We start from the raw sequence: 15929 nt of genomic DNA, 5'->3' as shown, positions 1-15929 counted from the left end.
TTCGGTGCCTGACCGGCACCGGGGACGAGCCAGGAAACTGGAGCGGCCCGGCGATTTCTCTCGCTGAAACGCACCGCGCCGCCACTAGAGTGGCCTCGCAGAACCGGAAGATATCCATGAGTGAACAGCACAATACGCAACCCGATAACAGCAGCTACGGCGCCTCGTCGATCCAGATCCTCGAAGGTCTGGAAGCGGTGCGCAAGCGCCCCGGGATGTACATCGGCGACACGTCTGACGGCACCGGTCTGCACCACCTCGTGTTCGAGGTGCTCGACAACTCGATCGACGAAGCGTTGGCCGGGTACTGCAACGACATCCACGTGACGATTCACGCCGACAACTCGATTTCCGTGACCGACAACGGCCGCGGGATTCCGACCGACGTGAAGATGAACGACAAGCACGAGCCGAAGCGCAGTGCGGCTGAAATCGTGATGACCGAGCTGCACGCCGGCGGCAAGTTCGACCAGAACAGCTACAAGGTGTCGGGCGGCCTGCACGGCGTGGGCGTGTCGTGCGTGAACGCGCTGTCGAGCTGGCTGCGGCTGACCGTGCGTCGGAACGGCAAGAAGCATTTCATGGAGTTCCATCGCGGCGTCGCGCAGGAGCGCGTGCTCGAGACGGTCGATGGCGTGGAAGTTTCGCCGATGCTGATCACCGGCGACACCGAGAACCGCGGCACCGAAGTGCACTTCATGGCCGATCCGACCATTTTCGGCACGGTCGAGTATCACTACGACATCCTCGCGAAGCGGATGCGTGAACTCTCGTTCCTGAACAACGGCGTGCGGATTCGTCTCACGGACCTGCGCTCGGGCAAGGAAGACGATTTCGCGTTCGCCGGCGGTGTGAAGGGCTTCGTCGAGTTCATCAACAAGACGAAGACCAACCTGCACCCGACGGTGTTCTTCGCCAACGGCGAGAAGGACGGCGTGGGCGTCGAAGTCGCGATGCAGTGGAACGACAGCTACAACGAAAACGTGCTGTGCTTCACGAACAACATTCCGCAGCGCGACGGCGGCACGCACCTGACCGGCCTGCGGGCCGCGATGACGCGCGTCATCAACAAGTACATCACCGACAACGAAATCGCGAAGAAGGCGAAGGTCGAGACGACCGGCGACGACATGCGCGAAGGGCTGTCGTGCGTGCTGTCCGTGAAGGTGCCGGAGCCGAAGTTCAGCTCGCAGACGAAGGACAAGCTGGTTTCTTCCGAGGTTCGCGCGCCGGTTGAAGAGGTTGTGGCGAAGGCTCTGGAAGAATTCCTTTTGGAAACGCCGATCGACGCGAAGATCATCTGCGGGAAGATTGTTGAAGCTGCTCGGGCGCGTGATGCTGCGCGGAAGGCGCGCGAGATGACGCGCCGTAAGGGCGTGCTCGATGGCGTTGGCCTGCCGGGCAAGCTCGCGGACTGCCAGGAGAAAGACCCGGCGAAGTGCGAAATCTACATCGTCGAGGGTGACTCGGCAGGTGGTTCGGCGAAGCAAGGGCGTGATCGCAAGTTCCAGGCGATCCTGCCGCTGCGCGGCAAGGTGCTGAACGTCGAGAAGGCGCGCTACGACAAGCTGCTGTCGTCGGAACAGATCGTCACGCTCGTGACCGCGCTTGGGTGCGGGATCGGCAAGGAAGACTACAACCTCGACAAGCTGCGCTATCACCGCATCATCATCATGACCGACGCGGACGTCGACGGTGCGCACATCCGGACGCTGCTGCTCACGTTCCTCTATCGCCAGATGCCGGACATGATCGAGCGCGGGTACGTGTATATCGCGCAGCCGCCGCTTTACAAGATCAAGGCGGGCAAGGACGAGCGGTATCTGAAGGATGATGTGGAGCTGAACGCGCACATGCTGCGGTTGGCGCTGCAAGGCTCGGAGCTGGTGCCGGGTGAGAATGCTGCTGCGATTTCGGGTGATGCGCTTGGGGAGTTGGCAAGGTCGTATCTGCTGTCGCAGAGCGTGATCGAGCGGTTGAGCCGGTTGTATGACCCGGCCGCGCTGGAAGCGGTTATGGATGGGGTGGTGATCGATCTTTCCACTGAGGCTTCGACTGAGGCTTCGGCTAAAGCGCTGCACGCTGCGTTGCATGATGAAGCGCTGAAGAACGAAGTGCGTGTTGTGCCGTCGTATGACCCGGTTCGCGAACAGCGGTCGCTGCATGTCGAACGCACCCATCACGGCAACGTGCGAGTTTCGGTCATCGACCAGGAATTCCAGCACACGGCGGATTATCAGCAGCTCGTGACCACCGCGAATACGTTCAAGGGGCTCATCGGGGAAGGTGCAGTCATCAAGCGCGGTGAGCGCAGCATGGCCGTGGCGGACTTCAAGAGCGCGATGAAGTGGCTGCTGGCGGATGCTGAACGCAACGTCTCCAAACAACGCTATAAGGGGCTCGGCGAGATGAACCCCGAGCAGCTGTGGGAAACGACGATGGATCCGGCGGTGCGGCGTCTGCTGCGTGTTCAGATCGAGGACGCTATTGCGGCGGACGGGATCTTTACTACCCTCATGGGGGATGATGTCGAGCCGCGGCGGGCGTTTATCGAGTCGAATGCGTTGCGGGCGGGGAATATTGACGTCTAACGCACCTGTAGTGTCGAGTGACACATTAAGTGAAAAATGTGCCACAAATATTGAAAAATGGCGACTGAATAAGTGAAAATTCTCGAAGTAGGACACAAAAAGCTGTAAGCAAACTTTCTAATTGTGCCTGAACAAGTCGAACATGAGCTTACATGGCCGCGTCGACCGGCATTTTTATGTCAATGTGCGCAAGCTTGAATTCGTTCTACTCGTCGATAAATGCAAAGGGTTACAAGCGTTAGCTTGTAACCCTTTCTTTCTAGACTCCTGACATTCGGATTGCGAATGAGGCTCAACCTCTTCCACCATCAAAAATTGAAGGGATTGATTCGAAAAGATTTACCGGAGCCGTCTAAAATTCTTTCTAAATCAAAGGCTTGTCCATATAGCGCCGCCCCCACTTTTCGGCAGATTCCGGTATGCACCAGGATTTAGTATCTTGCAGAAAAATTGGGGTCAGAATTTTACAAATTTGGAGCAGCATGGAACGCTCAGAGATCATCGTCTCCTTGTTAGCCACCCTGCTTCTACCTGTTGCCAATCATTCGCGATTTTCTTCAAATCGACCGGACGCTCCACCGCGACTTTCTCTAGCCTCTCACGTGGCCTGTGTCAGCGCCGTGATGATCGCTGGAGGAATGAATTCCCCAACCAAGTTCTTGAAGGACTAGCACAAAGCGGGCGACGAGCTGCGTAACGTGAGCGCCTCGGCAGTGGTCGATCTGAAGTCTAAGAGGAAATAGCCGGGTGTTTAAAGTATCGTTTCCATCTCACCGTAAAATGGGGCGAGATGGTGCGCCGCTCCAGGTCAGCGTAGCGAGAGCCAGTCATCTGCCTATACTGGATTGTTGATAGAATCTCAAGTCTGAAGCGTGCATCAGGGTTCTCGGGCCAATGGCTTGCGGTCCCGTATAGGTTCGCGCAATCCATAAAGACGATAGCGCTCTCCATGTGAGCGTTACGTAGGCTGGCCAGCTTCTCGGCCGCCGGCATAGTCCATACGATGCCCATAAAACTGGCGTTTCAAGACGAGAAGCTCCGAACGGTGTGTGAGAGCCCGGTTTCGGCAAAGCGGAAATACGGGGAGGTTGCTGGGCGGGCGATTCATAGCCGGCTGGCGGACTTGCGCGCGGCGGACTCTCCGCTCAAGTATGTTGAATGGGGCTTCGGCAAATTCGACGAGACAGCGCATGATCGGATTGTCACCCCCATCGACGGCGGGTACCTTATGCTTGCAATGGCCAACAATCGTCCGCCTCCTGGCAAACCGGGAGCGTTGGACTGGGCGCAGGTGACGCGCGTGAAAATCTTATCTATCGAGCGTACCAATGAGAGCTGAAGCCGAATTCGCGCCCATGTGGGCGATTCCGCCAGGTCGGACCATCAGCGATTTGATGAAGTCGCGGGGTATCGCCTTGACGCACTTGGCGCAATCGATCGATATGTCTGAAGATGACTTCGATAGCCTCCTGCAGGGAAAGTGCGCTCTCACGGCACGCATCGCCGCTCGCCTCGAGGCTGAGCTCGGCGCGTCTGCCGACTTCTGGTTACGTCGCGAGGAGCAGTATCGAGAGCAACTGGCCGAGCTGACCGATGGCGTTGACCCAGACAACGACGAGTACCAAGCTTGGCTCAGGAGCCTTCCGCTCAAGCAGATGCAGGAGCTCGGCTGGCTCGAGCCGACCAGGGACAAGCGAGAGAAGCTGCGCCGTTGTCTTGCATTCTTCGACGTACCGAACTTGGATGCGTGGCATCGGACGTATTCCGATGTGAAAGGCGCGGCAGCTTTTCGTACAAGCGAGACATTCGCGGAGGATGCGGTAGCAACTGCGGCCTGGCTCCGACAGGGTGAGTTGGAGGCAGATAAGATTGAATGCAGGAAGTGGAACCCTGCTCTGTTTGCGGAGCAGTTGCCGAGAATCCGCGCGCTGACGAACATACCTCATCCTTCAGAATTTTTACCGAAGCTTCAGCATCTGTGTGCCGAAGCTGGCGTAGCGGTCGTTGTCGTGAAGGCCCCGAAAGGATGTCGCGCGAGCGGCGCCACCTTCTTTGGCGGGCCTGATAAGGCCGTGTTGCTTCTGTCTGTTCGCTATCTGAGCGATGACCAGTTTTGGTTTTCTTTCTTCCATGAAGCAGGGCACTTAGTCCTGCATTGGGATGCTGATTTGCTGATTCTCGAGACTTCGGACGGTCCGATGTCTCCTCAAGAGGACGAGGCAAATAAGTTTGCGACGGAGCAACTTATTCCACCCAACCTTCAGGCGCGCTTACCCGCGGCTTCGAAGTCGCTCAAGGGCATCATGAGGCTCGCTCGCGAAGCCGGGGTATCGTATGGCATCGTCGTTGGACAAATGCAGTTCCGTGGACTGGTCAGTCATCGAAACTACAATAGCCTAAAGAACCGATATAGGTGGAATCAGGACTAACCGCGGAACTGCACATACGCCGCAGGACTCTTTTGCCAGTTGCAGAGGGAGTCCTCAATCACCTGCATACCCACACCCAAAGTCTTTTCCAAGTCGACCGATAGCTCGTCGAGTTTCGGCTTCGAAAGGGCATTGTTGTCAACGGCTCCGTTGAATAGCAGGCGGGCCCCGCGAACAGGACCCGTCCCGTGCACCATGTACGCGGACGGCGGCTCGATGTTCACCAAACCAATTTTCCCGAGCATCGTTAGATAGTCAAACTTGGCGGTTCTGCCGAATCGTTGCACGGCGTCCATGCTTTTGTACAGATAGTCGAACAGGACCTTCGGGTCGTCTCCCACCTTTGCCTTGGCCGCGGCAATGAATTGATGGTGTGAGTTGTTCGACGCAATCCAAGCAACGTAGCTCGCCAGAACGACATCGAGCTGATCCAGGCTCTCGTATTTCCGGTGGTTGCCGAACGGGAAGTCTCGCCGCTGTTGCTTGATGGCGTCGATGTGCTGCCCCAGCCATACCGCGAAATTCGGGTTTTGGGTGAATCGCTGCCACGTCCAGACGAACCGGTCTTGGAACGCACCATAGACCATGCGGAGCAGCCCATAACCTTTCGTGGCGTGTTTGCCGCAGTGCACGAACAGAAAGACCAACCAGAACGCCTCGTCCACGTTGCCGTCGCGCATGTGCTGAATCGCGGCCCGCAGCGGGTCGAACATTTTGACCTCCTTCGGGTCGAGTCGCTTCGGCGAGATGGGGCGCTCTGCAATTGCTTTCACGAAGTTGATGCGGGCGACGCTATCGACCATTTGCGCAACCAAGGCATCGCGCTCGGCCGTAGACGGGATGCCGGGAAGCGCTTTGCCGTTGATGCGATAGCCCTTGAGCTTTTGGTCGAGCTCTTTCGCGAGTTCCGGGTTCGCGAGCAGTGGGTTCTTCTTCATGTGCAGCGGTCCTTGGTCTGGATATTTGTGCCTGCTTACCGCTGGTTCGAGTTGCTGCTCGCCGGCTGTTGGGCATCGAGCTCTGCGGTGTCGAACAGCAGTTGTTCTTCCGTTTGCGCAGCCACTGGAGCGCGGAGTTGGCGCTTCAGGATGTGGACGTCGTAGACGTTCGTGGTCATTTGCTCCTTAACGCCGTTGACCTTGTCCCGCTGCGCTTGACGCGCACCATCGCGAGAGTAGCGAAACACCTGCAGCAGTCGCACAAGGTCTGCCCAGTAGGAGTCGAGGCCACCCAACGTCGGCTGCTTTCCTTGCCTGATGGTGCGCTCTGCCCTCAGCAGTTTCGCGACCGCAGACCACGGGTCGCCGGTCGGCATCGATGGCATCGAAACGCTTTCTTGAAAGCCTTCGGCCAGGTAGTCGTGGACTGCTTGAGTGTTGTTGGCGTAAAGGTGGAGACTACCCACTGCGTGCTTGTACTGGCCTATCTCGACACCCAACGACCGGGCGATGAGCTCTTGCAACATGGTGAACGCGAAAATATCGTGCGGTAGCCCCATGAAGGCATCGTTCGAACGCATCATGACCATCGCGTGTAGCTGATGGTTGCGGATGGTGAATTGCAGAGTGCACGTACAGGGCAGGTCTTCGCGTCGGCTCACGAGGTTCGCGGCGAGGTCGTCGCCGTGGAAGAGCTGGATGACAGCCCGGCGCGATGGCTCACTTGCGCGGAGTGTCCGTATGACGTTCTGCACTTGATCGGTGCCGCTGGTTGGGCCGAACAGGCGTGGGCCATAGGCCCCGAAGACGGTCATCCCGTCGTCGGAATAATCCTTGTACCGACTTATATAGTATTCGATGAACTCCAGCTTATCGCTACCGGCGAGATACCAGAGGAATTCACCTAGGCAACTGAACAGAGTATTTTTCCGCTCGCTTTGGCTGAGCCGGGCTCGGGGATTTTTCAGAAGGAGCAGCGCGCCATTAATCTCGGTCGCCGGACCTTTAGTCGGGTTGATTTCGCCCGAGCCGCGCTTTCGCAGCAGGCGACCGTAGACCTTGCGGAGCAGGTCGTCGATTGTTTCTGCGGTCAGGTACATAGCAAGAACGGCACGCCAAGCGTGGTCTATCGCCGGCGGAACCGCGAAAGTTGAGACGACGCGAAACCCGAAGCTCAGTCAAACAGCCGAAGCTGAGATTCTGCTCTTGCGAGCGATTCTTGGAGTTCGAGTTTCAATTGGCGACCACGCAAAACGAGCGTACGTCGGTCGGCCTGCATTGCGCCCCGACTCAATGCTACGTCTCTAACTTCGAGAGTGACATCGTAATGCGGTAACGACGCTTGAGCCTGGAACCAGCCGCGTTTCAGTCCTAGGGACTTCGCGAACCCGTGAAGTTCATCAAGCGAATCGGCAACCAAATGGCACCACTGGCGGCCACGCCACGCTATCCGAGCGTTGTCTACATAGACCGCCAAGGTCTCTCCCTCGCAGAAAGTCTTTTACTTTTACCCTAATCCACGAGGATGATACTCGAAATCACAGCGGCGTTGTCTCTCCTGCCGTTCGCTTGTCGGTTCGGCGCACAATGTGTATTCGAACACGCCGATTCATTGCATCCCGGGCGCAAGCTTGGTGAGAGTCGCGTTTCAGGCAACCGGCGAATAGGACGCTTCAGCAATCAGCGTTCGATGACGGCCTCACGATGTGAGCCTCGGTGCGTGCGCCAGTAACCTACACATTTCAGACAAATCGACCCGGTCCATGCCCCCAGTCACGCAGGTTTCGGTCAGAGCAGACTGAGTGCTGCATAGGTGTTCGTGCCGATGCCAGTAGCATCGCCATCGCGTTGGCGGCGGAACTCTTAGAGCAGTCGGTTGTGGCAATGAGGTTTCCCCACGACGCCCGTGCTGCCGAATGCGGACGTCCGCCATGAAACGGAGGAGCACAGGTGAAACAGCCTCGGCGTCACCATTTCGTCCCGCGTTTTTATCTCGAAGGTTTTTGCGCCGAAGACGTCCAAGGGCTTGCTGTTTATGACCGCGTTCGGAATGCATACCGCGCTCAACGACCCGCGGAAGTTGCTCACCGGCGCGACTTCTATGCGTACGATGATGAACAGGGCAACCGAGTCTTTGACATCGAAGCGGCGCTCGGTGAGGTGGAGACGGCGGCCAGTCGCTCGATTCGACGTGTCGACAACCGTGATGAGCTCACTGACGATGATCGTATGGTTTTGGCAACTTACGTCGCATTTCAATACACGCGAACACCAGCGTACGCAGCGTGGCTGAGGGCCTTTCGGGCGCATTGGCCAGGAGAGGAAGACGTGAGGGCGCTACCAGAACCACCGGACCCGGCAGTTGGGCGAGTTGAGGCCATCGGCGCGATGTTGCGGCATGCGCCGAGATTTGCCGATGTTTTTCTTCGGTTGAACTGGACTATCTGGCGTCGCGAGTCGGAGCGCATTTCGTTTGTCACTAGCGATAGCCCAGTTTGCCGGGTTTGGCGGGACCAGCCGGAAGGGAACGTATATGCCAGCGCAGGCTTCCTCTCACCGGAGGTGATAACCATCTTTCCGTTGTCTCAAGCGTCAGCGTTGGCAATGTCGGGCATCGGCGACCAGATGGCACAGAGGCCATTTACTCGTGATCAGGTACGACGTGTGAACCTCGCGGTGGTAGACCAGGCACAGCACTATGTTTTTGGTAGAGATCTGACGCTTGTCGAGAATCTTGTCCGCAGGACGGGAATCAACCGACGTCAATGGCAGCCGCCATTGCGTGTCGGCTAGGCTGGTTTTCGGAGAATCGTCGAGCGCGGAATGAAACTTTCGCGGGAAGACTTAAGCAAAATGCGTCTTTATGACGTGACGTCCGACAATGCCTACCTACTGCTCCAGCGGCCGCAAGGTGCCTTACGTAGTGGTGTCCCGGTTATACCTATGCTCGTGGGACAGCCGGCAGCATTTGCCGTAACAGCCGCCGTCAGTTCTCGCTCCGGATTGTGTTGATTGGACCGTATCGGACTGCGCGATTTTCGACTCCCCTTCCCCGCTAAACCAACTCCATCGGGAACTGCTCACAGGAGGTACGAAAATAGTTGACAGGGTGATGCTATATAGCAAATATAGCAAATATGACAAAATATGCTCAAAACCTACCCTCAACGCTTCGCGCCATCCGTGCCAAGCTCAATCTCACTCAGGAACAACTCGCTGAGCAGCTTGGAGTGTCCTTTGCCACTGTGAATCGCTGGGAGGGCGGTGGAAGCAAGCCGCAGCGCGCAGCGACCGAAGCTATCTCAGCACTCGCGGCGGAAGCCGGCATCGAAGGGGAGCCCGTCGATGTTCAGGCTACAACGCCCGCCATGCCGCGCCATCCGCGGGGCCGCGCTGCTGCGCCGGTGCCGACCACCAAGCCTATGGAGCAAATGCTCTGGGATGCGGCCTGCTCCATCCGCGGCGAAAAGGACGCAGCCAAGTTCAAAGATTATCTGCTGCCGCTGCTGTTCCTCAAGCGTCTGTCCGACGTGTTCGACGACGAGATCGAGCGCCTAGCTGAGGAATACGGCGATCGCGCCACTGCGCTGGAAATCGCCGAGGCAGATCACTCGCTCCTGCGCTTCTACCTGCCGTCCGAGTCGCGTTGGGCCGTTATCAGCGGGCGTGAGTCCTACGAATGGCCACTCGACGAGCGCGGACGGTCGACCGCCCCCAAAGACATCGGGGAGCATCTGACCAAGGCTGTGCGCGCCGTCGTCAAGCAAAACCCGTCGCTCTCCGGCGTAATCGATGTCGTCGATTTCGCCGCCGAGCGCAACGGTGAACGTGACATCAACCCGGCAAAGTTGCGTGGCGTGGTGGAGACCTTCTCAGATCCCCGCTACCGGTTGGGGCTGGCCGATGTACAGCCGGACTTCCTTGGACGCGCCTACGAATACCTGCTGCGCAAGTTCGCCGAGGGATCGGGCCAGAGCGCGGGCGAATTCTTCACGCCAACCGAGGTGGGCTTCCTGATGGCCCACATCATGCGGCCGAAGCCGGGCGAAACCTGCCATGATTACGCCTGCGGCTCAGCGGGGTTGCTCATCAAGCTGCAGCTCGTCGCTCGCGAGCAAGATCCGACCAGCAAGGTGCCTCTCAAGCTCTCCGGCCAGGAGCTCCAGGCCGAGAGCTACGCCGTCGCACAGATGAACGCAATCATCCACGACATGGAGGTCGAACTCGCGCGCGGCGATACGATGATCAACCCCAAGTTCCGGAATGCCGACGGCACGATCCGTCGGCGCAACATCATTGTCGCCAATCCGATGTGGAACCAGCCGTTCGCGTCGGATCTGTTCGCCAATGACCCGTTTGATCGCTTTCGCACCGCCGGCGGCATCACCAGCGGCAAGGGTGACTGGGCTTGGCTCCAGCACACGCTTGCGTGCATGGATGACGACGGTCGCGCTGCTGTCGTGCTCGACACCGGTGCGGTCACACGCGGCTCGGGATCGAAGAACGAGGACAAGGAGCGCAATATCCGCAAGTGGTTCGTCGACCATGACCTAATCGACGGAGTGATCCTGCTACCCGAGAACCTCTTTTACAACACCACGGCCGCCGGCGTGATCGTGGTGCTGCGTAAGAACAAGTCCGCCGACCGACGAGACAAGATCGTCTTGCTTAACGCCAGCCGACATTTCCGAAAGGGCAGACCGAAGAACTACCTCCCCGAGGAAGTCCTTCGGCCTCTGGCGGCTGCCTACCTCAAGGGGGAGCCTGTAGAGGGCGAGCTTGCAGTCATCACCAGGCAACGGGCTGAAGAGGCTGACTACAACCTGAGTCCGAGCCGTTGGGTGGAACAGAACGAGGACGCCGAGCATCGCGATTTGCCGCAGCTCATCGCCGAACTGGCAAAGCTAGATGCACAGGCATCCGAAGTGAACAAGGCGCTATATCAACTGCTTTCCGGAGTGGGCAAATGAACGATCTACCGGAAAGTTGGACGATTGAACCTTTCAGCCAGGTGGCGCAATACACGACCGGCCGCACGCCTGCGCGCGCAAATAATACGTTCTGGGCGAAGGGCGCCAATCAAGTGCCCTGGGTTGCAATTTCCGACATGGAGGAATACGGCACCATCATCGAAACGGCAGAAGCCATCTCAGATGTGGCCTTCCAGCAAGTTTTCCGCGAGCGCATTGTTCCTGCGGGCACGCTCTTGATGAGTTTCAAGCTCACCATCGGCCGCGTCGCGACGCTGGGCGTTCCAGCCTGCCACAACGAGGCCATCATCTCTATCTATCCGAGGAAAGGGGTCGATCAGAGATACTTGGGCTATTTTCTGTCGCAAGTCGATTACACCGATCATCAAGACAGGCAAATCAAGGGTAATACGCTCAATCAATCCAAGATCGACCAGATCCAGGTCATGCTTCCGCCACCCTCGGCGCAGGCCAGTATTGCCGACGTTCTCGACAAATGCCGACTTGGAATCAATACCGAACGCGCGGCTGAGGCGACGGCACAGGACCTCAAACGCGCCACTTTGCGCCAGCTTTTCACACACGGCTTGCGACGTGAAGCGCAGAAGGAAACCGAGATTGGGCTGGTGCCAGAGAGTTGGCGTGTCGTGCCGCTCGGATCTCTCGGCAAAATCGGAAACGGGTCGACACCCAAAAAAACTGTCTCAGCTTACTGGAATGGCGGAACATTTCCATGGCTTACCAGTGCAAAGGTCTATGACCGTGAAATCGAGACCGCAGACCAGTTCGTGACGGACATTGCACTCGCAGAATGCCATTTGCCCCGTGTCCGACCTGGAGCGGTGCTCATGGCAATCACTGGACAAGGCAAGACACTGGGGCACTGCGCAGTGCTTAAGCTCGAGGCGAGCATCAACCAACATGTTGCCTATCTGCAAACCGATACGGAGCGAGCCGACCCCAGTTTCGTGCGAGGCTATCTCGAAACGCAATACGAATATCTCCGACAAGTGGCGTCTGGTGGTGGAAGCACGAAGGGAGCATTGACTTGTGCCTTCTTGAGGGACCTACCGGTTCCCCTGCCGCCCACACTCGATGAGCAGCGCGAAATCGTTACGATTCTCGATACCCTCGACCGAAAAATTTCCCTGCATAGGCAAAAGCGCTCAGTGCTGGAAGAGTTGTTCCAATCCTTGTTGCACAAGTTGATGACCGGGAAGATTTCAGCAGCGGATCTGGATCTATCCGCGTTGTCCTCAGCATCAACGCAACGCGAGGAGACCGCAGCATGAGCACTCTCAAGATCAGCGAAGCGGGCACCGTTCAATTCCCGATGGTAAAGCACGCCGTCGAAATCGGGTGGACACCGATCACGCCGGAGGATGCTCGCATTAAACGTGGCGGCGAGGCCGGAGCGTTTTTCCGCGACGTGCTTGAGGCCAAGATCACCGCTTTCAACCCTTGGCTTACCGCCGACGCTGTACGCTCGGTTGTCGAAACGCTGGACGCGCTGCCGGCCACTATTGAGGGCAATCGCGAAATTCTGGCGTGGTTGCGCGGCGAACGGCAGTGGTACGACGAAGCCGAAAAGCGCCATCATGCCGTAACGCTGATCGATTTCGAACACATTGAGGACAACGTCTTCCATGTGACGTGGGAGTGGAAGATCAAGCCGCCTGCTCGGAAGGGCAACCGGGCCGACGTGATGTTTCTGGTCAACGGCTTCCCGGTCGTTATTGTCGAGCACAAGAACCCGAAAGACGGCAACGGTATCGAGCGTGCGATTAAGCAGCTGCGCCGATACGAATTGGAGACACCGGAGCTGCTCGCCGCGCCGCAACTCTTCAACGTCACGCACCTGCTGGACTACTGGTACGGTGTAACCTGGAACGCGAACCGGCGCGACATGGCGCGCTGGAAGCAGGCGCCCGAGGAGACTTATCGGTTCGCGGTTCAGGCCTTCTTTGAGCACCACGACTTCCTGCGCACTCTGCAGCACTGGATTTTGTTCTATGTGCAGGACGGCGAGACCCGCAAGTCGGTGCTGCGCCAACACCAGCGCCGCGCCATCAACGCCATCCTCGACCGCTGCGCCGATCCAGGTAAGACGCGTGGGCTGGTTTGGCACACCCAGGGCTCGGGCAAGACGTTCACGCTGTTGACCGCAGCGCGCCTGATCCTGGAAAACAAGCCGCATTTCGCCAACGCAACGGTCATCCTTGTCGTAGACCGCACCGAGCTGGAAGGCCAGCTCAAGGGCTGGGTGGAGCGCTTGCTCGGCGAGATGCAGCAAGAGGACATCGCCGTCACCCGCGCGAGGAATAAGGCCGAGCTACAGTCCCTGCTGGACGCCGATTTTCGGGGTCTCATCATCTCGATGATCCACAAGTTCGAGGCCATCCGCAAAGACAGTTGCCTGCGCGACAATGTCTACGTTTTTATCGATGAGGCCCACCGTTCGGTAGCCAAGGATCTCGGTACCTACCTGATGGCCGCGGTGCCCAAGGCCACTATCATCGGTTTCACTGGCACCCCCATCGCACACACATCACTGGGTGAGGGCACGTTCAAGATCTTCGGCGCGCAAGACGAGCAGGGGTACCTGGACAAGTACTCGATTGCCGAGAGCATCGCCGACGAGACCACGTTGCCCATCAAGCACGTGATGGCACCCAGCGAAATGACCGTGCCAGCCGAGCGGCTGGACAAGGAGTTCTTCGCGCTGGCCGGGAGCGAAGGAGTCACCGACGTTGAAGAGCTCAACAAGGTACTCGAACGCGCGGTAGGCCTACGCACTTTCCTTACGGCCGACGACCGCATCGAGAAGATTGCGGCCTTCGTGGCCGAGCACTTCAATGAAAACGTGCTGCCGTTGGGCTACAAAGCCTTCGTGGTGGCAGTGAACCGCGAAGCCTGCGCCAAGTACAAGAAGGCACTGGACAAGCTACTCCCGCCCGAGTGGACTGTACCGGTCTACACGCAGAACGCGGCGGATGCAGTGGATCGTCCATTGGTCGCCGAACTGCAACTCTCCGACGATCAAGAGGAGCAGGCGCGCCTATTGTTCAAGAAACCTGCCGAAAACCCCAAAATTCTGATCGTCACGGACAAGCTGCTCACCGGCTATGATGCGCCACCTCTGTACTGTCTGTACCTCGACAAGCCGATGCGCGACCACGTGCTACTGCAATCCATCGCGCGTGTGAACCGCCCATACGTTGACGCTAATGGCGTGCAAAAGCGCGTCGGGCTCGTGGTGGATTTCGTGGGTGTGCTTCGCGAGCTCAAAAAGGCGCTGCAGTTCGACTCGTCAGACGTCAGTGGCGTGATCGAGGACTTGGACGTGCTACTCCAGGACTTCCTGAAGAAGATCGCGCAGGCCGAGAAAGATTACCTGCAGGTCTCCAGCGTTGACTCCCCGGACGAGCGCCTGGAAAAGCTTGTGTTCGGCCGCTTCCTCGCGCCGGAGGCTCGCAAAGCATTCTTCGAGGCCTACAAGGAAATTGAGGCGTTGTGGGAAATCCTCTCGCCCTCGCCGGAGCTGCGCGATCACATTGGTACGTACAAACAGCTCAGCCAGCTCTATGCGGCCGTGCGCAACGCATATGCCGAAAAGGTCGGGTTTGTGGCGGATCTCGCCTACAAGACACGTCGGCTGATCGAGGAGAGCGCGGAACAGCAGGGGCTCGGGCGGCTAACCAAGAGCGTGACCTTCGACGTACAGACCCTGCGGGCGCTGCGCAAGGAAGATGGCTCAGACGAGGGCAAAGTCTTCAACCTGGTGCGGGGCCTGCAACAGGAGATGGACGAAAACCATGCAGCCGCACCCGTATTACAGCCGTTGAAGGATCGCGCCGAGCGTATCCTTAAGGACTTGGAGGATCGCAAGACCACTGGGTTGGCCGCAATGGACCAGCTCGCAGCGTTGGCCGCCGAGAAAGAGACCGCGATGAAGGCTGCGCGGGACAGTGGACTTTCTGCGCGGGCATTTGCTGTGTACTGGATATTGCGCGAGGACGCAGCAGTTAAGACGTCGTCTGTCGATGCGATGACGCTTGCAAAGGACGCGGAAGCACTCCTGTCGCGTTTTCCGAATGCCGCCGTGAATCCGGATGAACAACGTCGCCTTCGGGCTGCCATGTACAAGCCGGTGCTGGCGCTTGGGCAGGACGAACGCGCTCGTGTCGTCGATCTCATTGTTCGGCTGTTGCTCGCGGAGGTCGAGGAGTGAAGTCATCCCTGTACCCTGTGCAAGAGCTGCGACGGCGCGCATTGGCATGGGCGGTCAAGCTGCGCGTGAACCCGCGCGTCGTTCGTGTTCAGGAAATGCGTAGAAAATGGGGCTCCTGCTCTTCGTCCGGGACGATCACTTTGGCTTTCGATCTACTCGATCAGGATGAGCGATTCCAGGACTACGTCATCGTCCATGAACTGCTTCATCTGCGTTTCGGGAGTCACGGGCGAGTGTTCAAAGCGCTGATGAGTGCACATATACCCGGATGGCGACACTTGGAAGATACGAGGCAATACCGACCTGATATCGCTGCGCAAAAATGATGCTTTTCGGCTAAGGCGGCTACCTCGGCCCCTCCCCACTGAGTTCGCCGGAGCACACGGATGCCCGTAGATTTTGATGGCGCTTCGGACCGCCGCGCTGTCGTCGATGCGCGAGCTTCGGCGCCCGCTACCAAGCCGCCTTTGCCGTTCGAGTAATTTACCAATTCGCCGCAGACATCATTCATCAACGAACGGTGAAGCAATGCACGAAGCACCATGAACACACCTAACGCGACTGGAAAGCGATAGAAAAATATCATCACGCTTCAGTCACACATTCGCGTGCGAAGGGTACCGAATTGCGTCCGTGAATTCGCTCGAAGATGGCACAGCCTGGCGCACATCACAATTAACAAAAAACAAGCTCTGTCGTCAGAATATTGTTGGACACATTCATATTTGGAAGAAAAACAAATATTTAATTTGTCTCGACAAAGGCGAACA

At 58.0% G+C, this 15929-nt stretch carries 11 protein-coding genes; 8 read left to right on the top strand and 3 right to left on the bottom strand.

Going from position 1 to position 15929, the window contains the following annotated elements; all coding sequences use genetic code 11:
* Window positions 1–116: 116 nt before the first annotated feature.
* From gyrB to U5A56_RS23730, 3 genes are all read left to right on the top strand, one after another.
* Window positions 117–2591, top strand: coding sequence for a DNA topoisomerase (ATP-hydrolyzing) subunit B (gyrB, locus tag U5A56_RS23740; protein ID WP_321924957.1), 2475 nt, complete (start codon window positions 117–119; stop codon window positions 2589–2591).
* A 1003-nt stretch (window positions 2592–3594) separates the two neighbouring features.
* Window positions 3595–3930 carry a hypothetical protein gene (locus U5A56_RS23735; protein ID WP_321924841.1) on the top strand — a complete coding sequence of 112 codons (336 nt, stop codon included), beginning with the start codon at window positions 3595–3597 and terminating at the stop codon, window positions 3928–3930.
* Window positions 3920–5020 (top strand): ImmA/IrrE family metallo-endopeptidase, encoded by a 1101-nt coding sequence (locus U5A56_RS23730; RefSeq protein WP_321924839.1) that lies wholly within the window; start codon window positions 3920–3922, stop codon window positions 5018–5020. The genes U5A56_RS23735 and U5A56_RS23730 overlap by 11 nt, the downstream gene beginning before the upstream one ends.
* Here the strand turns inward: U5A56_RS23730 and U5A56_RS23725 are convergent.
* From U5A56_RS23725 to U5A56_RS23715, 3 genes are all read right to left on the bottom strand, one after another.
* Window positions 5017–5958 carry a hypothetical protein gene (locus U5A56_RS23725; RefSeq protein WP_321924837.1) on the bottom strand — a complete coding sequence of 314 codons (942 nt, stop codon included), beginning with the start codon at window positions 5956–5958 and terminating at the stop codon, window positions 5017–5019. The genes U5A56_RS23730 and U5A56_RS23725 overlap by 4 nt on opposite strands.
* A gap of 35 nt (window positions 5959–5993) precedes the next feature.
* Window positions 5994–7058, bottom strand: coding sequence for a thymidylate synthase (locus U5A56_RS23720; protein ID WP_321924835.1), 1065 nt, complete (start codon window positions 7056–7058; stop codon window positions 5994–5996).
* A 74-nt stretch (window positions 7059–7132) separates the two neighbouring features.
* Window positions 7133–7435: a DUF4031 domain-containing protein gene (locus U5A56_RS23715; RefSeq protein WP_321924833.1), complete on the bottom strand. Its 303-nt coding sequence runs from the start codon at window positions 7433–7435 to the stop codon at window positions 7133–7135.
* 473 nt (window positions 7436–7908) lie between these two features.
* Here U5A56_RS23715 and U5A56_RS23710 point away from each other — a divergent pair, with 473 nt between their 5' ends.
* From U5A56_RS23710 to U5A56_RS23690, 5 genes are all read left to right on the top strand, one after another.
* Entirely contained in the window at window positions 7909–8751 is an 843-nt protein-coding gene (locus tag U5A56_RS23710; RefSeq protein ID WP_321924831.1) for a DUF4238 domain-containing protein, read from the top strand.
* A gap of 344 nt (window positions 8752–9095) precedes the next feature.
* Window positions 9096–10928: an N-6 DNA methylase gene (locus U5A56_RS23705; protein ID WP_321924829.1), complete on the top strand. Its 1833-nt coding sequence runs from the start codon at window positions 9096–9098 to the stop codon at window positions 10926–10928.
* A complete protein-coding gene (locus U5A56_RS23700) occupies window positions 10925–12220 on the top strand; it encodes a restriction endonuclease subunit S (protein WP_321924826.1) in 1296 nt (431 codons plus the stop codon). Before U5A56_RS23705 ends, U5A56_RS23700 begins: the two co-directional genes overlap by 4 nt.
* Window positions 12217–15159, top strand: a complete 2943-nt coding sequence (locus tag U5A56_RS23695; RefSeq protein WP_321924824.1) for an HsdR family type I site-specific deoxyribonuclease — start codon at window positions 12217–12219, stop codon at window positions 15157–15159. The genes U5A56_RS23700 and U5A56_RS23695 overlap by 4 nt, the downstream gene beginning before the upstream one ends.
* On the top strand, window positions 15156–15485 hold the full coding sequence (locus U5A56_RS23690; RefSeq protein ID WP_321924823.1) for a M48 family metallopeptidase: 330 nt from the start codon (window positions 15156–15158) through the stop codon (window positions 15483–15485). Before U5A56_RS23695 ends, U5A56_RS23690 begins: the two co-directional genes overlap by 4 nt.
* Window positions 15486–15929 lie beyond the last annotated feature (444 nt).

This window comes from Burkholderia sp. BCC1998, assembly GCF_905339875.1.
Taxonomy (GTDB): Bacteria; Pseudomonadota; Gammaproteobacteria; order Burkholderiales; family Burkholderiaceae; genus Burkholderia.
The sequence above is the reverse complement of the archived record's forward strand: the minus strand, read 5'-3'. Positions and strand labels throughout refer to the sequence as shown.